The organism is Brevibacterium sp. Marseille-P9724 (assembly GCF_902500275.1).
GTDB lineage: Bacteria > Actinomycetota > Actinomycetes > Actinomycetales > Brevibacteriaceae > Brevibacterium.
This window is the reverse complement of record NZ_LR722990.1, coordinates 22,471-39,129: the sequence shown is the minus strand read 5'-3', so window position 1 is coordinate 39,129 and position 16,659 is coordinate 22,471. Positions and strand designations below refer to the sequence as shown.

Here is a 16,659-nt window from a genome sequence, read left to right as displayed (position 1 = left end):
CAGCGCCAGCTTCTTCGCGTGGCGTTTGGGGCGGGCCGAATGTGTGCTGATTCGACCGCCCCTCAGAAGCTGTTTCTGTAAGTTACATCACAGACTCCTGAGTGATCAAAATCATTCGCCGAACAACCTGGTGCGAAGTGCTCGAGTCCCATCCCCCACCCCTGTCGGCATGAAATTCAGCCGAGTACCCTGGAAGTGAGGGCAGCGACGATGATCGGGCCACAAGCTCGAATTCACAGTTGTTCTCACACACAGACATCACAGTGCATGAGGAGCAGTGGTATGAAGGCCGCACGCTTTTACGACCGTAAAGACATCCGCATTGAAGACATCCCCGAACCCGAGCTGAAGCCCGGCACCGTTGCCATTGACGTCGCGTGGTGCGGCATCTGCGGCACGGACCTCCACGAATACCTCGAAGGCCCCATCTTCATCCCGCCGAAGGGCCACCCGCACCCCATTTCGGGCGAAGAGGCGCCGGTCACCATGGGCCACGAATTCTCCGGCACCATCACCGCTCTCGGTGAGGGCGTCACCGGCCTGGAGGTCGGACAGAACGTCGTCGTCGAGCCCTACATCATCGGTGAAGATGTCGACACCGGCGAAGGTCAGGAATACCAGCTGTCCGAAAACATGAACTTCATCGGCCTGGGCGGCCGCGGCGGCGGCCTGTCCGAGAAGATCGTCGTCGAGCAGCGCTGGGTCCACCCCATCGGCGACGTCCCGCTGGACGAAGCCGCTCTTATTGAGCCGCTGTCAGTGGGCCACCATGCCTTTGTCCGCTCCGACGCCAAGTCCGGCGACGTTGCGATCGTCGGCGGCGCAGGACCCATCGGCCTGCTGACGGCAGCCGTGCTCAAGGCTGAGGGTCTGACCGTCTACATTTCGGAACTGTCCGAGGCCCGCAAGGAAATGGCCCGCAACACCGGTGTGGCCGACGAAGTCTTCGACCCCCGCGAAGTCGATGTCGCAGCCAAGGTGAAGGAACTCACCGGCGGCAAGGGCGCTGATGTGGGCTTTGAATGCTCGTCTGTCCCGGTTGTCCTCGACATGCTCATGGACGCCGTTCGCCCCGGCGGTGTCATCGTCAACGTGTCCATTTGGGGCCACAAGCCCGAGGTCGACATGCCGACTCTGGTTCTCAAGGAAATCGACCTGCGCGGAACCATCGGCTACTCGAACGACCACCCGGCCACCATCAAGCTGGTGCAGGAAGGCAAGCTCGACCTGTCGAAGTTCATCACCGCCCGCATCAAGCTTGAGGAACTGGTTGACAAGGGCTTCGACCAGCTCATCAACAACAATGAGCAGCACGTGAAGATTCTCGTAGACCCGAACGCCTGATCGGTTCAGGGCTGAACGAAGCTCAAACAGATGATCCGGCCCGGCGGGAAACCAGTACGGTTTCCCACCGGGCCGACGGCTGCTGGTTCAATAGCCTTAACCGATCTCGTCAAACAAAGTGAGAGCCATGGAGCGCTTCATCATCACCGTCGCCTGCGCAGATACACCGGGCATAGTCCACGCCGTCACGGAGGTCCTCGTTGGCTTAGGCGGGAACATTGTCGAGTCCCAGCAGTTCACCTCGCCGGACTCCGGAACATTCTTCCTGCGCGTTGAAGTCGACGCACCGTGCAGCCGCGACCAGCTGGAAGCAGCAATGACGCCGGTCAGGGAGCGCTTCAGCATGGAGCTTGGCCTGCACCGCAAGGCCGACAGGGTGCGCACTCTCATCATGTGTTCAAAAGACCCGCGGACCCTCAACGAAGTGCTGTTCGATCACCACCTGGGCCAGCTCAACATCGATGTGCCGCTCGTGGCGTCGAACCACATGGACCTGAAGAAGCACGCCGACTTCTACGGCATCGACTACGAGCACGTCCCGATCACCAAGGACACGAAAGCCAATGCCGAAGCTCGCCTGCTGGAACTCATCGAGGAACATGACATCGAGCTGGTCATCCTCGCCCGCTATATGCAGATCCTGTCAGACGACCTCGCAGAGAGGCTGGCGGGGCGAGTCATCAACATCCACCACTCGTTCCTGCCTGCATTCAAGGGGGCCCGCCCCTACCATCAGGCACACGCGCGCGGCGTAAAGCTCATCGGTGCCACGGCCCACTATGTGACGGCCGACCTTGACGAAGGCCCGATCATCGAACAGAACGTCGTACGCGTCGACCACAGCAAGTCACCGGGTGAGCTCATCGCCATCGGCCGCAATGTTGAGGGGCGGACTCTGGCTCAGGCGGTGCGCTGGCACGCCGACCACCGTGTGCTCATGGACGGAACCCGCACCGTCGTGTTCAGCTGATACACCCCTCTTCAGCCCTTGTCGGAGAACATACGACATAGTTTTGTTGCGTTATAAGATGAGGTTAGCCTAACCTAATGTTTCGTCTCTTTAATCCAGATCGAAACAGAGGAACCCTGTGTCTCCATTCCCCACCGCTCGCGCCAGGCGAGCTCTCGCAGCAGCGGCAATCGCCGGCTCACTCGCATTCACCCTCGCTGCCTGCGGCACCGAGCAGTCCGGCAGCAGCGGCAGCCAAACACAGGCCGCCACGGCCACTGACGAATTCCCGGTCACGGTCGAGCACGCATTCGGCAAGACCACCGTCGAGCAGAACCCTCAGCGAGTGGCGACGGTCGGATGGGCCAACCACGAAGTCCCGTTGGCCCTCGGAATTGTGCCGGTCGGAATGTCGAAGGCCACGTGGGGAGATGATGATGGCAACGGCATCATGCCGTGGAACGAAGAGAAGCTCTCGGAACTCGGCGGAGAAGCGCCGGTCCTCTTCGACGAAACCGACGGCATCCCGTTTGAGGAAGTTGCCAACACAAAGCCCGATGTCATCCTCGCGTCCTATTCCGGGCTGACGAAGGAAGACTACGAAACCCTCAGCAAGATCGCCCCGGTTGTGGCCTACCCCGACATTCCCTGGGGAACGTCGATGAAGGACATGACGGAGATGAACGCTGCGGCCCTGGGACGAAAGGCCGATGGCGAAAAGCTTGTTCAGGACGCTGAAAAGAAGGTTGCCGACGCTCTCGACAAGCATCCAGACCTGAAGGGCAAGAAGGTGCTGTTCACGTCGTTCAGCGGTACCGAGGATTCATCTAAGGTCGGCTTCTTCTCAACAACAGATCCCCGCATGGGCTTTTTGGCTGAACACGGCCTTGCCGCACCGGACTACGTCAAGAGCGAATCCGAGAAGAGCGATGAGTTCTGGCTCGAGGTGTCAGCGGAGAAGCCCGAGGTGTTCAAGGACGCCGACCTCGTTGTGTCGTACTCGTCAGGCAGCAAGGAAGACGACGAAAAGCAGTTGAAGAGCATGCAGTCCGATCCGCTCCTGTCGAAGATCCCCGCAATCGCCGACGGCCGTGTCGCATTCCTTGAGAACGGACCTGTGGGAGCAGCCGCAAACCCGTCGCCGCTGTCGATTCCGTGGGGCATTGACCGCTACTTCGAACAGCTGAATGAAGGCCTCAAGGGCTGACGCGAAGCCGCTGAGTTCGCTTGCTTCGTCAGCAGGCGGCCTCAAGTCGGCAACGGCGATTGTCCTGCTCATTGGCCTTGTGGCCGCTGCCGCGGTGTGCTCGCTGATGTTCGGAGTGCGAAGCATTTCGGCTTCTGACGCACTCGGCGCTCTGACCGGCGGCACGTCAACTGCCGGCGAGGCAGCCGCGGCGGTCAGGATTCCGCGCACCGCGCTGGCCATGAGCGTCGGTGCGGCGCTTGCCGCGGCGGGAACCACACTGCAGGCTGTCACCCGCAATCCGCTGGCGGACCCCGGCATCTTCGGGATACTCGCGGGTGCCGCACTGGCTGTATCAGCTTCTATGGCGTTCACCGGAATGTCGCTTCCCGCTCCTACTATGGCCGTCGCCATTGTGGGAGCGTTCGTCGCGGCCGCCTTCGTCTACGCCGTCGGGTCCCTGGGCCGAGGCGGTGCAACTCCCCTGAAGCTCGCTTTGTCGGGAGCTGCGACCGCCGCTGCCCTGTCGAGCCTGACCAGCGCTGTCATACTTCCGCGGGAAGACGTCATGGACCGGTTCCGCTTCTGGCAGATCGGCTCTGTAGGAGGCGCCGAGTGGTCGTCGCTCACGGCCGCCGCTCCCCTGCTCGTAATCGGCGCTGTCATCGTGTGGATGTCCGCTCCCGGACTGAACGCTCTGGCTTTGGGCGATGAAGCGGCGACTGGCCTGGGCGTACCAGCGAGCAGAACCCGACTGCTTGCCGTCATCGGCGCGGTGATCCTGTGCGGAACCGCTGTCGCGGTCGCAGGGCCGGTCGGATTCATCGGGCTCATCGTTCCCCACACCCTGCGCCTGCTTCTGGGTACAGATCACAGACTTCTCATTCCAGCCTCGTTCCTGGGAGGTGCCGTAATCCTCACCGCGGCGGACACCCTCGGGCGCGTTGTCGGCCGACCCAGTGAGATTGCGGTCGGCATCATCACGCCCTTGTTGGGGGCACCTCTGTTCATTTGGCTGGCTCGGCGAGCGAAAGGAGGCGGACTGTGACTGCTGCTATCACCCAAAGTCTGCGCTCTGCTCGCCGGTCAGCGCGCTTGAGCGCAGCGGTCCGGTTGACGTCTCTTACAGCAGTGGTCCTCGTCCTGTGGTTCTGCAGCCTCATGATCGGCGATGTGTTCTATTCCCCTGGCGAAGTCTGGGCCGTTCTCACCGGCCACACCGTCCCCGGCGCATCGTTTGCCGTTGGCGACCTGCGGCTGCCGCGCGCCACGGTCGGCGCGGCCGTCGGGGCTGCATTCGGCGTCTCGGGCGCACTGTTCCAGACTCTGCTTCGCAATCAGCTGGCCTCACCGGACATCATCGGAATCTCCAGCGCGGCCTCGGCCGCCGGCGCAACGGCAATCGTGTTCTTACACTGGGGAACCGCGGCTGTATCTGCGTCTTCGCTGATCTTCTCGCTTGTCGTTGCCGCGGCGGTCTTCTGGTTGGTGCCACGACCTCGTTCGGGACCGAAACTCATCCTCATCGGCATCGGTGTTGGCGCCGTGATGCAGTCGTGGACGTCCTATGTTCTGTCACGAGCTGCCGCATGGGATGCTCCGGCGGCGGTTCGGTGGCTGACAGGTTCTCTCAACAGCGTGAGCTTTGAACAGGGCTGGCCCGCCCTCATCGCAGCGGCCGCTGCTCTGAGTGTGGGAGTTCTCGGCTCGAATCGCCTAGCACTGCTGCAATTCGGCGATGACACGGTCGAAGCTCTGGGCGTCCGCTCACGGATGCTCCGACCAGCACTGCTGATGGCCGCAGTTCTGGTCCTTGCGGCCGCTGCATCCGTCGCGGGCCCCATCGCGTTCGCGGCTTTCATGGCCGGTCCGATTGCATCCCGGCTCTTCCCTGCCGGGACGTCTCTCATCCTTCCTTCCGGTCTGGTGGGTGCGGCACTCATTCTCACCGCCGACGCGATCGGCCAATTCGCGTTCGGGACGCGCTATCCCGTCGGCGTCGTCACCGGCGCACTCGGCGCTCCGCTCCTCATTGCCCTGCTCATCCGCACTCGAAAATGACACACCGAAACAGAAAGGCCTGATCGACGATGACTGTGCTCTCCTCACCCCCGTCGCCCGAAGACGCTTGGAGCCTGTCGGCTGAGAACCTCAGCTCGGGCCACGGCGATCGCCGCATCGTCGACTCGGTGAACCATGAATTCGCCGCAGGGCGGATCACATCAATCATCGGCCCCAACGGCTGCGGCAAGTCGACTCTCCTGCGAACACTTGCCCGCCTCATCAAGCCCAGTGGCGGGACTGTGAAGCTGGCCAGACGGACACTATCTGACTTCGGGACGAAGGAGCTGGCCCGCAGGGTTGCGATGCTGCCGCAGACGCCGACCGCGCCTGAGGGCATATCGGTGTTCGACCTCGTCGGGCGCGGAAGAACACCTCACCAGGGACTCTTCGGCCGCTGGAGTGCCGAGGACTTCGAGGCAACAGCGCGCGCACTGGAGGACACGAAGACCGCAGATCTCGCAGACCGCCCTGTCGACGAGCTGTCCGGCGGCCAGCGCCAGCGCGTGTGGATTGCCATGGCGCTTGCCCAGCAGACAGATGTGCTGCTGCTCGATGAGCCGACGACGTATCTGGATCTGAAACACCAGCTTGAGGTGCTCGACCTGCTGACAGATCTCAACCAGCAGCGCGGCACAACGATCATCATGGTTCTCCATGACCTCAACCTCGCAGCCCGGTACTCGGATGAGCTTGTCGCAATGCGCAGCGGAACTGTCAAGCGCGCTGGAAGCTCTCACGATGTCATCACCGATGCAGCGCTGCGGGAAGTCTTTGACCTCGAAGCGTCAATCGTCGCTGATCCTGTATCGGGATTGCCGTCGATCATGCCCATCGGCCGCCACCACGCTGGCGGCTTCATCCGCCAATCACACATCAACGCACCCCACTGATAGAAGGAGCACCCATGTACCTGCCGTTTCGCGTCAGCGTTCTGCGCAGCGAGCGCATCACCCCGAACTTTCAGCGGGTGACGTTCACAGGTGTCGACCAGATGGGACCGGCGCGGGTGACCCGCGACCTGCGCATCAAGATCATCCTCCCGGGACCACCAGGCCTTCCAGATCTGCCTGAGTCCCCGGAAGCGATCCACGTCAGAAGGGCCCTGCCGGCAGACGAGCGCGGAATCATGCGAACATACAGCGTTCGCGACTTCCGCCGTCCCGAAGACCCGGACCAGGGAACGCAGGACCGAGCAGAGCTCGACATCGACTTCGTTCTCCACACCGACGAGCACGGACACTCCGGCCCCGCCTCGCGCTGGGCAGAAGAAGCCAAGCCGGGCGATGAGCTGTACGTAATCGCCCCGAGCATCGACGATGATTCAGGCGCTGGTATTGAGTTCTCGCCCGGAGACTGCAAGACCGTGCAGCTGTACGGTGACGAAACCGCGTTGCCGGCCATTGCCAAGACTCTCTCGGAATGGCCGGAGGGCACCATAGGGGAAGCCTTCATCGAGGTCCCGACCGAGGCCGACAAGCAGAGCATCGACGCTCCTGCTGGTGTCAGGATCCACTGGCTCGTCCGCGAAAGCGACAATGCCGACCACGGCGACCTCCTGATCAGCGCACTCGAAGCAGCTGCACCCATCGCGCAGTCTGGCAACGAACCCAGCGACCAGCTGAAACTCGATGTTCCTGCTGACGACGCGAGCGCAATGGTATGGGAAACACCGCAGTTCTCGCGCAGCGGAGAGGACCTCACCCCTGTCGAGCACGCCGAAGCAGACGATGTCTACTACTGGATTGCCGGAGAATCCGGGGCGGTCACTGCCATGCGGCGCCTGCTCGTTCAAGGGCGTGGAGTCCCACGCCAGTGCGTGTCGTTCATGGGCTATTGGAAGAAGGGCGTTGCCCATAAGGGATAAGGCAGTTCACAGCGTTTCCAACGCCTAGCCCTTTGCGCGCCACGCCGAGGGTTACATGTCAGCCCACACCGCTTGAGCACCGGAATGTCCAAACAACGACTGCAAAGTGCACCACGAGTAGGGACCCAGGCCAGCCATGGGTTCACTTGAGCAATGACTTCGGCAGGCGGTGGACTGCTACAGCGCCGATTGCGGTGAACGGGTGCAGCGGGTCAGGGTTTTCTGAACCGGTGGGTCCGCCCAACTCTGAGTGCACCAGAGCACTCATGACGACGTAGGCGTCTTCGCGAGAATAGCCGTTGTCCTCAACGAGGAAGTCGAAGACGTCTTCATAGCCGCGCTGAATCGAATCCTGTACGGGGCTGCCCAGCCCGATGAAGACCCATTCGTCTTCTGTTTCGATGCGCGGGGCCCGGTGCTTTACACCCTTGATGAGGTCGACGGACACAATCGCCGTGCCCTGTGCTTCGATCGCAACGAAGCTGGATTCACCGCGGGACATAATGGCGTGGATGTCGCCGATCGACAGGAGCGCACCGGGCACGTCCACCGGCAGGTAGACGGTTGAGCCGGGCTTGGCATCGGTGAGGTCCATGTTGCCGCCGTTTGCGAAGCTGGGCATGACGACGGAGCCTTCGCCTTCGGCGGGCGCGGTGCCGATGCAGCCGATCATCGGCAGGGCATCGACTTCCAGTCCATCGAGCAGGGTCACCTTGCCGTTCTTCACTGGGATGCGGCGGGCCATCTGGTCCTGGCCCATGCGCTCGGCCAGGGCGCCGGCACCGGGCAGGTACACCGAGTAGCCGAACTCGGTCAGCTCAATGTCGTGGATGTGGACTGCGAGGGTATCCCCCGGCTCTGCGCCTTCGACGTAGACCGGTCCGGTGACGGGGTTGATCTGTACTGTGATCTGGTCGAGGGTTTTGCCTTCGTACAGCTGGTCGTAGACCTCGTCGTCAGTTTCAAAGCCGATGGTTTCACCAGTTCCCGGTTTGATCCTGAGGACTGGTTCGATGGCGGCGCTGAAAGAGCCTTTGCCGTTTTCGTTGGAGAGGAAATGGTCAATCGTTGTCATGGCTCAACCATCGCCGATTTCACGGCAGCGTGACCGGTGGATTTGCCATGCGGACCCTCACTGCTCACCGTGCACAATCAGAGTGCACAGCTTTTCCAGGCGCGTGCGCACCTGCTCAAGGTCAACCTCGCCCGCGGCCAGCTGCAGCATGAAGCCGTCGCAGGCACCAGCCAGCAAAGAGGCAAAGCCGTCGATATCTTCTTCAGCGACATGGCCCTCGGCAGCGAGGGCACCCAGCCATGTTTCGAAGCGGCCGATGCCGAGCCGGTAGAGCCGCTCCAGAAGTCGCCTCGGAGCTTCGTCAGCTTTGAGTCCAAAGCCCCGGCCCACCTGCTCCGCCCAGGCGCTGACCAGATGCGAAACCTCGTCAGCGCTCGGCGGCAGGAACTGCATCGCGCACTCCGTGAGCCGCTGCTGTGGCGGCAGTGACGAGTCTTCGATATTGAGGTCGGGGATGGTGCGCTGCATGAGACGCTCCGATACAGCAAACGCAAGATCACTCTGCGCTGGAAAGTAGTAGCGAAGAGTGCTCGCCCCAATCCCCGCTCGTTCGGCAACCGCACGCACGCTGAGCGCACCTGGCCCGCTTTCATGCGCCAACTGCAGTGCTGCCTCGAGAATCTGTTCGCGCCTATCAGCCACTTAGACCCCCACCTGGCTGAGAAACTGGTGTCCGTTTTTCTGTTGACAACCTAGCACGCTGTGCCAGTACACTGAACTAGCACGGTGTACCAATCGCGGAGGAACCATGATCGAAGCACTTCAGAACTTCACGCAGTCACTGCCCGAATGGGCCCGATGGGCCGGAGTCATGCTCATTGCCGCACTGCCTTTCGTTGAATCCTACGGCGGATCCGCTGTGGGCATCATCGCTGGCGTCCACCCTGTTGTCGCGGTGACTTCCGCAGTCATCGGCAACACAGTGTCAATGCTCGTTCTGGTTTTCGGCGCACACAGTCTGCGTCGCCGCTTTGCCAAACGCGAACCCAAACGCAGCACACAGCGTCTGCGCAAAATGTTCGACCGCTGGGGCGTTCCCGGCGTCAGCCTGCTCGGGCAGACGGTCCTGCCCAGTCAGATCACATCAATGGCAATGGTTTCCTTTGGCGCTTCGCGCAATGTTGTTGCCGTATGGCAGATCATTTCGATTGCCGTGTGGGGCATCCTGTTTGGGGTTCTGACAGTCGCTGGATTCAATCTTCTGGGCTGAAGACGGACTCAGGCAGCCCTCTTGACCGCACCACGCCCGAGGTGAACGCACGGTATTGTCCGTGCGTTCACCTCGGGCTTGCCGCCGGGCCAACCACCGGCCAGCATCCAGCCACTCTTTGCGCGTGCAATAGGTCCGATGAACAATCTTCTGAGGAGCACAGCATGAGCTTCGCGAGCACTGTCGGCCGCTTCGCGATCGGCACGGCTGTCCTTACCGCCCTGGCTGTGTCTGGTGCCGCACCGGCTTCAGCGGCACCAGACCAGACGGAACAGATCATGGCAGGCGGCGCCTCGACGACGGAATCAAAGGCAGCCGTCCCTCAGCACTTTGGCAGCCCACCGGATGTCGAGAGCATTCGCGCTGTCTACGACGGCGGCGGAAGCTCACTTCCGCAGACGACAACTGAACTCACAGTTGCGGCCGCTGTTGCCGGCGGTCTGCTGACCACCGGTGCCGCGGCGGTGTTCGCCGGTCGGCGCAAACGCACAGCCGCCGAAGCCTGAGATTCAAAACCGCGAGACTCTAATGTGGAAGTCCGCCGTTCACAGTGGCGAATTGACGCGAAGTTAACTTCACGCTCGCTTCGCAGATAGCCCGCGGTCAAGCCCCTTCGATGAGGTTGTAGAGACAGGCAACTACAACTTGAAGGAACGCAATGAGCTTCGCATCAACCGCTCGCAGAGCACTCGGCGGCGCGGTCGTCTGCACTGTGGCCGGCTCCACGGGCTTCGCCGCACCCGCCATGGCCGAACCGCAGTCCGAACCGCGCAACATCATCATCATGATCGGCGACGGCATGGGCTTCAACCACGTTGACGCCTCCAGCCTCTACACAAACGGCAAAACCAACTGGCAGATTCAGGGCAAGCCCGGAGAGAAGATAGCCAAGCAGGACGGCTACGGAAAAACACCGTCGCAGGTATACGAGGGCTTCGACGTGCAGCTTTCTATGAAGCACCCCTCACTCGACTCCCCCGAATACAAGAGCGAAGACGCCTGGGGCGATTTCGGCTGGGCCAACAACAACCCCACAGATTCGGCAGCCTCGGGCACCGCACTTGCCACCGGCAAGAAAACCCACAACGGCTACCTGGGCATCGACGGAAAGAAGAACCCCGTCAAGAACGCCGCTGAGCACGCGCACGAAACCGGCCGGGCAACCGGCGTCGTGTCATCGGTGCCTTTCGGCCATGCGACCCCAGCAGCATGGGGCGCTCACGTCAACAGCCGCAAAGACAACCACAAAATCGCGCAGCAGATGATCGACGGTTCGCTCGACGTGGTCATGGGCGCAGGCCACCCGAAGTTCGACGATGACGCCAAGCCGCGCGAAGCAAAGTGGGACTGGCTGACAGAAGATCAGTACACCGGCCTTCAAAAGGACGGTTCGGGACGCACATTCGTCGAGGATTCAAACGGCATTGACGCCATTGCCCGCGGAGAAAACGTTCCCGAACGCCTGTTCGGCCTCGCTCCCGTCGCCGAAACACTCCAGTTCAACCGATCCAGCCTGGCTGCAGCCGAACCGCGAAACACCAACAACGGTCGCGTTGACGGTCAGCCGATCACCGGCGACGCACCTCTGCCGGGCGAGGCAAAGAAGAACGACGTCGTATCGCTGGAGAACATGACAAAGGCCGCTTTGAACGTCCTGTCGCAGGACGAAGACGGCTTCTTCACCATGATCGAAGGAGGTGCAATCGACTGGGCCGGCCACGGCAACGCCACCGTCGGCAACCTGGAAGAAATGGACGACTTCAACAAGTCCGTGGAAGCCGTCACCGACTGGGTTGAAAAGAACTCCAGTTGGGAGGAAACCCTCCTGATTGTGACCGCGGATCACGAAACCGGCTACCTCAACGGTGCTGTGAACAGCTCCACCGACGAAGAAGCTGCCGGTGAGGGCACGCCCAGTGAGGGTGCGACCGATGACAGCACATCTGACGACAGCGCCACTGAAGAGAATCCTGCTGCCCCTGCTGCTTTCGGTGTTCCTGCGGCAGCGGCACCGTCGCCTTCGGAAGCAGACAAGGCGGACACCAAACAGTGGGCGCCGATGACTGGTGAGAAGGGCGCCCTCCCCGTCGACAGCTGGAACTCCCCAGAGCACACCAATCACCTGGTTCCGTTCTTCACCCAGGGCGCTGGTGCTGACAGCGTCGGCAATTACGTGAAAGGCACCGACCCCGTGCGCGGGGACTACATCGACAACACCGACGTAGCCAACATTTCGTTCGACCTTATGAAGGAATCGAGCGAAGACCCCTCTGATAAGCCCACCAAGCAGCCGGAGGGCAGCGATTCCGAGAAACCGGCAGAGGAACCCCGCGAAGACGAACAGTCAAACAGCGAGGCACCGCGGAACGAGCAGCGTGAGGACGACGATTCCTCACCGGCTTCGGATGACGAGGCATCGGAAACACCCGCTGCAGCGGGCACCAGCTCGAACAGCGGCGACGGTGCGCTCCCCCGCACAGGTACGGAGATCGGCGCAGCAGCTGCAATCGCAGCAGGCCTGTTGGCAGCTGGCACCGCAGCCGTGCTGGTCGGCAGGCGCAAGCGCGAAGCTGCCGACGCCTGATCGACGGGCTCAGTCAACAGCAGCCTGATATAAGGGCGGGCCTCGGGAAACCCGAGGCCCGCCCTTTGCATGCCCAAAGAGTCTGAGTGAATCCTGACCTCTACTTGCAAGTTCGAACAAAATCACGAAAATGGTAGCTAATACGACACTTGACAACACACTGAGGTCCTGTTTATGAAGAAACTTCTCGCTGCGGCAGCCATTGTCTGCATTGGCTTCGCCAGCTCCATCACCACGGCGGCGCCTGCCAACGCAGACAGCAGACGCTGGCCCCTCTGCCTCGATGATCCGCGGCTTCTCAATATCAGCCCCTCGCCTATAACAGAAACTCAGCTGAAACAGCAGGGTGCAAAGATCACCGTCAACGCCAAAGGCCTGCGCCCGAACACACTGGGAGTGGCTTTGGTGATCAAGGGCAAGCTTCAGACGACCGACGACCTACTGGAAAAGGCGCGCGAAGAGGCAGGCGGCGAGCTTAGCGCCTCTCGGTTAGAAGAATTCAAAGCCCTTAAGGCTATGAACATCTCGCACGCAAACCCCAACAATTATATATTCGATGACATTGACCCGAACAACACCGGTGTTATCGCGCGCACAGGGTACGTCGTCTCTGATGAAAGCGGCACGGTTTCGTTTACTTTCGGCGGCGCAGAAGAGGCAAAAGAAAAATCACCGCTGAGTGCCGAACAAGAAGAACTCGTCAATGAATTGAATACGACCCCGTGGTCATCGCAGCTTCCAGAAAGCAAAGACGACGATTATCGGGGCGATTACACTGTGCTGCTGGCCCTTCCAAGAAGCGGCCCGTATGACCTGTACGGACTTGCTTTCGATGAAAACAACTCCCTGGTCCCGATTCCCCTCGACCGCATGTACGAAGATGAGTACAAACCGATCATCGACAACCGTGAGGCCATGCTTCGCGAACAGGGGGTGTCAGAAGATCGATCGCGCGGTTATGCTGAATTCACACCGGTTCTAGGCTGCACCGGCTTCACAGTCACCGACGCTCCGCCTGAGACACCGGAACCTGACGAAACCCCAACACCTGAACCTTCGCCCACACCGAGCGAAAGCTCGACGCCGGAGCCTTCGCCGACGCCGAGTGAGAGTTCAACGCCCAGCGAAACCCCAACACCGGAACCGAGCGAAAGCAGCACTCCCACGCCGGAGCCGTCACCGACGCCGAGTGAGAGTTCAACGCCTAGCGAAACCCCAACGCCGGAACCGAGCGAGAGCAGCACTCCTACTCCCGCACCGGAACCAAAGGAATCCACCCCTCCAACCCCGGGTGATTCCTCACCGAGTACCATGCCGCGCACAGGCGCTCAGATCATGGGCGCACTCGCGGCAGCAGGAACGCTCCTGGCAGTGGGAACAGCCATCACCGTGCTCTCACGCCGCCGTTCACAGCGCCAGTGATAACCACAGCCCACGGGCACTGACCCAGCAGCAGCCTGAGAGGGGCCAAGCCCCTCTCAGGCTCAGCAGGAACGCAAACCATAAACGCCGCGCGTGGAACTGTGGAACCGAACAACATCATCAGAAGGAACTACACCTAGAAGCTCAGTGCTGTCAGGGACAGCTACAGCAACCCAAGGGATCTCTCCATGAAGAAACTCATTGCAAGCGCCGCTGTTGTCTGCACTGCACTTGCCAGCACGATCGCCGCAACAACACCAGCTCAAGCACAAGCTGCGTCGGCACTGTGTTTGAATTCGCCGGGGTTCATCAACACTGCGCCCATGCCCGTCACCGAAACCCAGTTCCGACAGGACGGCGTCACCATTACCGCTAAGGGACTGCCTCGAAACCCCAAGGCGCTTGGCCAAATGGTTGTGGTCAAAGGCGATTTGAGAAATCACCCCTACGTAGATGAACTCACTGAAGACAGCAGTCCAGAGATGCAGCAGTTCGCTTCCCTGATGAAGGAAACGAACATGAAGTTTTTCACTTTCAGTTCTACTTTAAGCGGCTTTTTCTTCGAGACCATTGATCCCGAAAGGATCGTCCATTTTCAGTATTTCACTCCGAGGCCTGACGGAACCGTATCCTTCACCTTTGGTGGAAAAGAACAGAACCAGCGGAGCTCGCCTGTTCCACCTGAATTAGAACAGGCGCTTAGAAACGAGTATGGCGACAAAGCTGACGACTTAATAGCTGGACTTAACGACAGCGCACCGGATTTCCCCAGGGCAGCAAACGACACTGTAGACGTCAAGGGCACCTATTCCATCGGCTTCAATCTCAGCTCAGACTCCTTTGGAGAATCTGACGGAAGCTTCCCTGTAGGGCCTTATAGCTTCTTCTTCGACGGAACTTCGGCTTCGACAAGTTTTGGAGCAGTAGAATTCGAACCAGACTTCGGCGAAAGCTACGCTGAAGAGTTTGACAATGAAGATGTCAAGCAGTATTTTCGCGATTCCAGCCAGAAGCTAAAGAACAGGGTGGAATCGCTTGAAAGAAAAGGACTGCCGCGCGATGGCATCGTTAGGCATATTTCTACCCTTACTGCATGTTCCTCTTTTGCGGTGAGCGACGACCCAACTGCGGATCCTTCACCAGCCCCAAGTGAAGACGAGCCTGAAACACCCGCGCCTTCGCCTAACCCAAGTGAAGACCCGACGCAGGCGCCCTCACCCACTCCAAGCGATGAGGAAGCTCCGACACCTGACCCTTCGCACAGCGACAGCTCTAACCCAGAGCCAACCCCAAGCGAAACCCCGACCCCAACACCTGAACCCTCGCCAACGCCAAGTGAGAGTTCAGCGCCGAGCGAAACCCCAGCTCCGGAACCGAGCGAGACCAGCGCTCCCACCCCTGAAGGTGATGAGACCCCGGTACCGGACCCGTCACCCAGTCCGAGCGTTGAAGAAACTCGGTCACCTGAACCTTCGCCAACGCCAAGTGAGAGTTCAACGCCGGGCGAAGCGCCGACTCCGGAACCGAGCGAGACCAGCGCTCCCACCCCCGCACCAGCGCCAAAGGAATCCACAACACCGACCCCGGGTGACTCACCGAGCGCCATGCCTCGAACAGGCACCCACATCATGGGAGCACTCGCAGCCGCAGGCACACTCCTAGCACTGGGAACAGCCATCACCCTGCTGTCACGCCGCCGTTCACAGCGCCAGTGATAACCACACCGCATACCGGAACCCTTAAATCATGTACAGGAAAGTCCCTATGAAGAAACTTCTCGCTGCCGCAGGCATCGTCTGCATTGGCTTTGCCAGCTGCATCACCACGGCGGCGCCTGCCAACGCAGACAGCAGGCGCTGGCCCCTCTGCCTCGACGATCCGCGGCTTGTCAGCATCAGCCCTTCGCCTATAACAGAAACGCAGCTGAAACAGCAGGGTGCAAAGATCACCGTCAACGCCAAAGGCCTGCCCCCAAACACACTGGGACTAGCTCTGGTGATCAAAAACAAGCTTCAGACGGCAGACGACCTATTTGAACCGGTTCGCGACCAAGTTGACGACGCTGGACTACAAGAATTCAAAGCTTTTAAAGCTATGAACATCTCGCACTCAGACTCCAACGAGTATTTGTTCGGTGACATTGACCTGGCCGACAGCGGCGTTATTGCGCGCAGGGGGTACGTCGTCTCTGATGAAAGCGGCACTGCTTCGTTTACTTTCGGCGGCACTGAAGAGGTCAGAGAAGAATCATCCCTCACTCCCGAACAAGAAGAACTAGCGGGGCAATTGAGGGCAACGTCGTGGTCATCGCAGCTTCCTGAAAGCGAAGCCGATGATTACACGGGCGACTACAGTGTACTGCTGCTCATTCCGAGAAACAGCGTGCATGACCTGTACCAGCTCGCTTTCGATGAAAACAACTCCCTCGTCCCGGTCGGTCTCGAAGGCCCGACCGACGGTCCGATAGACGATAAGCACAAAGCTGTCGTCAAGCAGCGTGAGGAAATCCTTCGCGGGCAAGGAGTGTCAGAAGATCTAACTCGCCGTTACGCTAGCTATATGCCGGCCGTAGCCTGCACCGGGTTCAAAGTGACCGACACTCCGCCTGAGACACCCGAACCTGACGCAACCCCAACACCTGAGCCTTCGCCCACGCCGAGTGAGAGTTCAACGCCAAACGAAACGCCAAAGCCAGAACCCAGCGAAAGCAGCACTCCGACACCTGATGCGGAGGAGACTCCAACTCCCGAGCCTGGCGGCAACAACACACCCACGCCCGCACCGGAACCAAAGGAATCCACAACACCAGCCCCGGGTGATTCCTCACCGAGCGCTATGCCGCGAACAGGCACCCACATCATGGGAGCACTCGCAGCCGCAGGCACACTCCTAGCACTGGGAACAGCCATCACTGTGCTCTCACGCCGCCGTTCACAGCGCCAGTGATAGCCACACCGCATA

General features: G+C 60.5%; 15 protein-coding genes. 13 read left to right on the top strand and 2 right to left on the bottom strand.

Annotated features, from left to right (window positions below):
• Window positions 1-282 precede the first annotated feature (282 nt).
• The 7 genes from GC119_RS00240 to GC119_RS00210 all read left to right on the top strand — a co-directional run bounded on the left by GC119_RS00240 (window position 283) and on the right by GC119_RS00210 (window position 7,407).
• Complete coding sequence (locus tag GC119_RS00240; RefSeq protein ID WP_151952212.1) at window positions 283-1,344, top strand: 2,3-butanediol dehydrogenase; 1,062 nt, start codon at window positions 283-285, stop codon at window positions 1,342-1,344.
• 127 nt (window positions 1,345-1,471) lie between these two features.
• Window positions 1,472-2,314 carry a formyltetrahydrofolate deformylase gene (purU, locus tag GC119_RS00235; RefSeq protein WP_070574008.1) on the top strand — a complete coding sequence of 281 codons (843 nt, stop codon included), beginning with the start codon at window positions 1,472-1,474 and terminating at the stop codon, window positions 2,312-2,314.
• Between the two features lie 118 nt (window positions 2,315-2,432).
• Window positions 2,433-3,500 carry an iron-siderophore ABC transporter substrate-binding protein gene (locus GC119_RS00230; RefSeq protein ID WP_070777698.1) on the top strand — a complete coding sequence of 356 codons (1,068 nt, stop codon included), beginning with the start codon at window positions 2,433-2,435 and terminating at the stop codon, window positions 3,498-3,500.
• On the top strand, window positions 3,481-4,527 hold the full coding sequence (locus GC119_RS00225) for a FecCD family ABC transporter permease (protein ID WP_141759583.1): 1,047 nt from the start codon (window positions 3,481-3,483) through the stop codon (window positions 4,525-4,527). Before GC119_RS00230 ends, GC119_RS00225 begins: the two co-directional genes overlap by 20 nt.
• Window positions 4,524-5,540 carry a FecCD family ABC transporter permease gene (locus GC119_RS00220; RefSeq protein WP_226829131.1) on the top strand — a complete coding sequence of 339 codons (1,017 nt, stop codon included), beginning with the start codon at window positions 4,524-4,526 and terminating at the stop codon, window positions 5,538-5,540. The genes GC119_RS00225 and GC119_RS00220 overlap by 4 nt, the downstream gene beginning before the upstream one ends.
• 29 nt (window positions 5,541-5,569) lie before the next feature.
• Window positions 5,570-6,433, top strand: coding sequence for an ABC transporter ATP-binding protein (locus GC119_RS00215; protein ID WP_151952211.1), 864 nt, complete (start codon window positions 5,570-5,572; stop codon window positions 6,431-6,433).
• 14 nt (window positions 6,434-6,447) lie between these two features.
• Window positions 6,448-7,407: a siderophore-interacting protein gene (locus tag GC119_RS00210; RefSeq protein WP_070777699.1), complete on the top strand. Its 960-nt coding sequence runs from the start codon at window positions 6,448-6,450 to the stop codon at window positions 7,405-7,407.
• 142 nt (window positions 7,408-7,549) lie between these two features.
• On the opposite strand, the gene GC119_RS00205 is transcribed toward GC119_RS00210, so the two are convergent.
• Together GC119_RS00205 and GC119_RS00200 are read right to left on the bottom strand one after the other, a co-directional pair.
• The gene (locus GC119_RS00205; protein WP_151952210.1) at window positions 7,550-8,482 is read right to left on the bottom strand and encodes an acetamidase/formamidase family protein; all 933 of its coding nucleotides are present in this window, start codon (window positions 8,480-8,482) and stop codon (window positions 7,550-7,552) included.
• Between the two features lie 57 nt (window positions 8,483-8,539).
• The gene (locus GC119_RS00200; RefSeq protein ID WP_070777701.1) at window positions 8,540-9,124 is read right to left on the bottom strand and encodes a TetR/AcrR family transcriptional regulator; all 585 of its coding nucleotides are present in this window, start codon (window positions 9,122-9,124) and stop codon (window positions 8,540-8,542) included.
• Between the two features lie 106 nt (window positions 9,125-9,230).
• On the opposite strand from GC119_RS00200, the gene GC119_RS00195 reads away from it, so the two are divergent.
• The 6 genes from GC119_RS00195 (at window position 9,231) to GC119_RS00170 (ending at window position 16,644) form a co-directional block, all read left to right on the top strand.
• The gene (locus GC119_RS00195; RefSeq protein WP_070574020.1) at window positions 9,231-9,692 is read left to right on the top strand and encodes a hypothetical protein; all 462 of its coding nucleotides are present in this window, start codon (window positions 9,231-9,233) and stop codon (window positions 9,690-9,692) included.
• A 164-nt stretch (window positions 9,693-9,856) separates the two neighbouring features.
• Window positions 9,857-10,198: an LPXTG cell wall anchor domain-containing protein gene (locus tag GC119_RS00190; protein ID WP_070574022.1), complete on the top strand. Its 342-nt coding sequence runs from the start codon at window positions 9,857-9,859 to the stop codon at window positions 10,196-10,198.
• A gap of 152 nt (window positions 10,199-10,350) precedes the next feature.
• Window positions 10,351-12,276 carry an alkaline phosphatase gene (locus GC119_RS00185; RefSeq protein ID WP_070574024.1) on the top strand — a complete coding sequence of 642 codons (1,926 nt, stop codon included), beginning with the start codon at window positions 10,351-10,353 and terminating at the stop codon, window positions 12,274-12,276.
• Between the two features lie 174 nt (window positions 12,277-12,450).
• Window positions 12,451-13,698: a hypothetical protein gene (locus GC119_RS10880; RefSeq protein WP_070574026.1), complete on the top strand. Its 1,248-nt coding sequence runs from the start codon at window positions 12,451-12,453 to the stop codon at window positions 13,696-13,698.
• Between the two features lie 323 nt (window positions 13,699-14,021).
• Entirely contained in the window at window positions 14,022-15,413 is a 1,392-nt protein-coding gene (locus tag GC119_RS00175; protein WP_151952209.1) for a hypothetical protein, read from the top strand.
• Between the two features lie 49 nt (window positions 15,414-15,462).
• Window positions 15,463-16,644, top strand: coding sequence for a hypothetical protein (locus GC119_RS00170; protein ID WP_070776804.1), 1,182 nt, complete (start codon window positions 15,463-15,465; stop codon window positions 16,642-16,644).
• Window positions 16,645-16,659: the final 15 nt, after the last annotated feature.